The 4,381-nt window shown below is 67.4% G+C and carries 3 protein-coding genes and 1 pseudogene; 3 read left to right on the plus strand and 1 reads right to left on the minus strand.

Features of this window, described 5'->3' with window-relative positions:
- Both VGS97_RS09820 and VGS97_RS09825 read left to right on the plus strand, forming a co-directional pair.
- On the plus strand, positions 1 to 258 hold a 258-nt coding region (locus VGS97_RS09820; protein ID WP_326853011.1), incomplete at its 5' end, for an IclR family transcriptional regulator domain-containing protein.
- 241 nt (positions 259 to 499) lie between these two features.
- A complete protein-coding gene (locus VGS97_RS09825) occupies positions 500 to 3,829 on the plus strand; it encodes a glycoside hydrolase family 3 C-terminal domain-containing protein (protein WP_326853012.1) in 3,330 nt (1,109 codons plus the stop codon).
- 69 nt (positions 3,830 to 3,898) lie between these two features.
- On the opposite strand, the gene VGS97_RS09830 is transcribed toward VGS97_RS09825, so the two are convergent.
- Positions 3,899 to 4,036 carry a hypothetical protein gene (locus VGS97_RS09830; protein WP_326853014.1) on the minus strand — a complete coding sequence of 46 codons (138 nt, stop codon included), beginning with the start codon at positions 4,034 to 4,036 and terminating at the stop codon, positions 3,899 to 3,901.
- Positions 4,037 to 4,183: 147 nt separating this feature from the next.
- Between VGS97_RS09830 and VGS97_RS09835 the strand changes: the two are divergent.
- A pseudogene (locus tag VGS97_RS09835) lies at positions 4,184 to 4,381 on the plus strand (hypothetical protein); the annotation flags it as partial.

Raw genomic sequence — 4,381 nt, forward strand, 5'->3', positions numbered from 1 at the left:
GGCCTTCAGGGCGCGCGTTACACGGCGACGACGCTGGCCGGCGTGCGGCGCCGCGGGTGGGCACAGTCGGTGGCGGAGCGGGAGATGGGTGTCGCGTCGGTGTCGGCGCCGGTGCGCGGCCCGAACAACCGGGTGATCGCGGCGGTCTCCGTCTCCGGCCCGATCGAGCGGCTGACCCGGCAGCCCGGCCGACTGCACGGCGAGGCGGTCGTCGAGGCCGCGACGCGGCTGTCCGAAGCGGTCAAGCGCGGGGCGTGACGGGCACACGCCTCAGCGGGCGCGGGCCGACGATCTTCACTGTCCCAGTGGGCGAGACAGAGTCGTGACAGCGACCACGCCGCGCGGATTCGAGTTCTGAACAAAAAGCCTCTGGCCAGCTCGGTTCCGCAACACCGGCCGGGTCCGGAGCCCTTGACACCTCCGGAAGCCGACGCGACCATCGCACCCGGGAGAGCGCTCTCCAAAGCGGTACCCGCCCACATTCATGCTGGAGAAGCCAATGAAGGCACGCTCCTCCGCCGCGTCAACGCATCGGAGACCCCTACAACGCTGGATCCGGGCCGTCACGGCCACGACCACAGCACTCGGCCTTGCCGCGTACGCGCTCGTCGCGACCAGCACGGCAGCGCACGCCGCCCCGACTCTGCTGTCGCAGGGCAAGCCCACGACGGCCTCGTCCGTGGAGAACGCCTCGTTCCCGCCGGCCAACGCGACGGATGGGAACACCGGAACGCGGTGGTCGTCCGCGTTCTCGGACCCGCAGTGGCTTGAGGTCGATCTCGGGTCGACCGCGTCGATCAGCCAGGTCATCCTCCAGTGGGAGGCCGCCTACGCCACCGCGTTCCAGATCCAGACCTCCAACGACAACGCGACGTGGACGAGCATCTACTCGACCACGACCGGCACCGGCGGAACGCAGACCCTGAACATCACCGGCACCGGCCGCTACGTGCGCATGTACGGCACCACACGCGCCACGCAGTGGGGTTACTCGCTCTGGGAGTTCCAGGTCTACGGCACCATCGGCGGCAGCAGCGGCAGTCCCAGCCCCAGTGCCAGCGCCAGTCCGAGCAGCAGTCCGACGGGTTCCTGCGGCGCGGTGGATGAAGCACTCGGCCAGCCCGCCACGTCGTCGTCGGTGGAGAACTCCACGCTCGGCCCGGCCAACGCCTTCGACGGCAACACCCAGACCCGCTGGTCCTCCGCGTTCAGCGACCCGCAGTGGGTGCAGGTCGACCTCGGCGTCGCGCTGCCGATCTGCCGTGTGGCGCTGACTTGGGAGGCCGCGTACGCCACCGCGTTCCAGATCCAGATCTCCAACGACGCGGCGAACTGGACGTCGATCTACTCGACCACCACGGGTACCGGCGGAACGCAAACGCTGAACGTGTCCGGCACCGGCCGCTACCTGCGCATGTACGGCACCGCGCGCGCGACCCAGTACGGCTACTCGCTCTGGGAGGTGACGGTCAACACGATCGGCGACGCGAGCCCGCCGCCGCCCCCGCCGTCGTCGACCTCTCCGGCCCCCGGCAACTGCACGTGGATCAACTCGACCGCGCCGATCGCCACCCGGGTATCGCAACTGCTGGCGCAGATGACCCTGGCGCAGAAGATCTCCATGCTGCACGGCACCGGGGCGTCCTCGCCGTACATCGGCGACATGGCCGCGATTCCGGCGCTGTGCATTCCGGCGATGGGCTTCCAGGACGGTCCGGCCGGCGTCGGCGACGGCATGGGCGGCGTGACGCAGATGCCCGCGCCGATCACCGAGGCGGCGACCTTCGACACCGCGCTGGAGCAGCAGTACGGCTCCGCGATCGGCGCGGAGTTCCTGGCCAAGGGCGCCAACGTGGACCTCGGGCCGACCGTCAACATCATCCGTGACCCGCGCTGGGGCCGGGCGTTCGAGACGTTCAGCGAGGACCCGTACCTCGCTTCACAGATGGCCGTCGCGGACGTGAAGGGTGTGCAGAGCCAGGGCGTCATGGCGCAGGTGAAGCACGCCGCGGTCTACAACCAGGAGACCAACCGCAACGCGCCGTCCGACAACGCGATCGTGGACGCGCGCACGCTCAACGAGATCTACCTGCCCGCGTTCCAGAACTCGGTCACGCAGGGCGCCACCGCGTCGGTCATGTGCGCGTACTCGACGATCAACGGCAGCTACGCGTGCGAGAACCCGTCAGTGCTCAACGTGCCGCTCTATCAGGAATCGAACTTCGGCGGCTTCGTGACGTCCGACTGGGGCGCCGCGCACTCGACCGTGCCGTCGGTGAACGCCGGGATGACCGTGGAGATGCCGAACGGCTACTTCTACGCGGACTTCCTGAACCAGGCCGTGGCGGCCGGCACGGTGACGACCGCGCAGATCGACACCATGGTCACCCGGGTGCTGACCCAGATGTTCGCATTCGGCCTGTTCGACCACGCGCCGATCGGCTCGCCGAGCGCGACCGTCACGACGTCCGCGCACGCGAAGGTCGCGTTGCAGGGCGCCGAAGAGGGCACGGTGCTGCTGAAGAACAGCGGGATCCTGCCGTTGTCCACCTCCAGCCTCTCGTCCATCGCCGTGATCGGCGTCGACGGCGGCGCCGGCACCCAGACGATCGGCGGCGGCAGCGCCACGGTCACCAGCCCCGGCACGGTCTGGCCGCTGACGGGAATTCAGAACCGGGTCGCCGGAACAAATGTCACGGTGACTTACAACGACGGTTCGAACCAGTCGTCGGCCACGTCGCTCGCGGCGAGTTCGTCGGCGGCGATCGTGTTCGCCAGCGACAACTACGGCAACGAGGGCAGCGACACCTCGACGATCAGCCTGCCGAACAACCAGGACGCGCTGATCTCGGCGGTCGCTGCGGCGAACCCGAACACGATCGTGGTGCTCAACGACAACGACGCGATCCTGATGCCGTGGCTGAACTCGGTCAAGGCCGTGTTCGAGGGCTTCTACGACGGGCAGAACTGGGGCACGGCGATCGCGGCGTTGCTGTTCGGCGACGTGAACCCGTCCGGCAAGCTGCCGGTGACGTTCCCGACGTCGCTCTCGCAGGTCCCGGCGAGCACCGCCGCGCAGTGGCCGGGGGCGAACAACCAGGTGCAGTACTCGGAGGGACTGAAGGTCGGCTACCGCTGGTACGACTCGCAGAACCTCGCGCCGCTCTGGCCCTTCGGCTTCGGCCTGTCGTACACCACCTTCTCGTTCAGCAACCTGCAAGTCGGGGCGCTGAACAACAACCAGGCCACGGTGACGGCGACCGTGACGAACACCGGCACCAAGGCTGGCACCGAGGTGGCCCAGCTGTACGTTGACGACCCGGCGTCGGTCGGCGAGCCGCCGCACCAGCTCAAGGGCTTCCAGCGGATCACGCTGAACCCGGGAGCCTCCGGGACGGTCACGTTCACGGTCGCGGCGCACGACCTCGCCCACTGGGACACCACGTCCAGCACCTGGCAGGCCACGACAGGGACGTACCAGATCCTGGTCGGCGACTCGTCGCGCAACCTGCCGCTGTCCGGGAACCTGACCGTGCCGACGACTATCACGGCCAACGCCGCGACGGTCGACGGCCTCGGCAGCCCGCAGGCCGCGATCGCCAACCCGTACGGCATGTCCAGCCGACTCGGCGTGTCGGCCAGCCTGACGCTGAGCGGGATGGCGGGCCTGACATACACGGCGACCGGCCTGCCGGCCGGCTTCTCGATCAGCCCGTCCGGCGTGATCAGCGGCACCGGCACGGCACACGGCACCAGCACGATCACGGTGACTGGAAAAGCAGCATCGGGAGTGAGTGGCTCGATCACGTTCGTATGGACGGTGTCATAGTCATCGCTCAATGGTCCGACCCGAATAGCAGCCAGCGTAGCTAGAGCGAAGACGTCACAGCTAGGAGCGTCACAGCCAAAAACCGCCAAAAACAGCACCTAGAACCAAGAGCAGGACCAAGATAGGACCAAGAACGGCCCTTCTGTCGATCGCCGCACTGCGATCGACAGAAGGGCCGTTGATGTTCAGCAGGATCAGGATACGCATTCAAGACGTCCATTCAGGATGCGCGGCAGAACGTGTAGTCTAATATATGACTTACTGAGATCGGCACCATATATTCGCCACCTTCGATAGAATGGAGGCATGGGGAAAAGCCCATCCACCTGTACTGATATCGCCGGGAGGCTCGCCATGGACGCGATGGAGTTGGCCGCTGTTACGCATTCTGATCCGGACGCGCTGGCGGCAATGCTGGCCGAGTCGCCTCCCAGTGCGGGGGTGTTGGATGCTGTTTCGTTCGAGCATTTGTCGGCGGGTGGGCGGTTGGATGTGGTGGTGGCGTGGGAGCGGTTGGTGCGTCACGCGTTCGCGGGGTTGATTGGCTGTTTG

The organism is Actinocrinis sp. (assembly GCF_035946395.1).
Taxonomy (GTDB): Bacteria; Actinomycetota; Actinomycetes; order Streptomycetales; family Catenulisporaceae; genus Actinocrinis.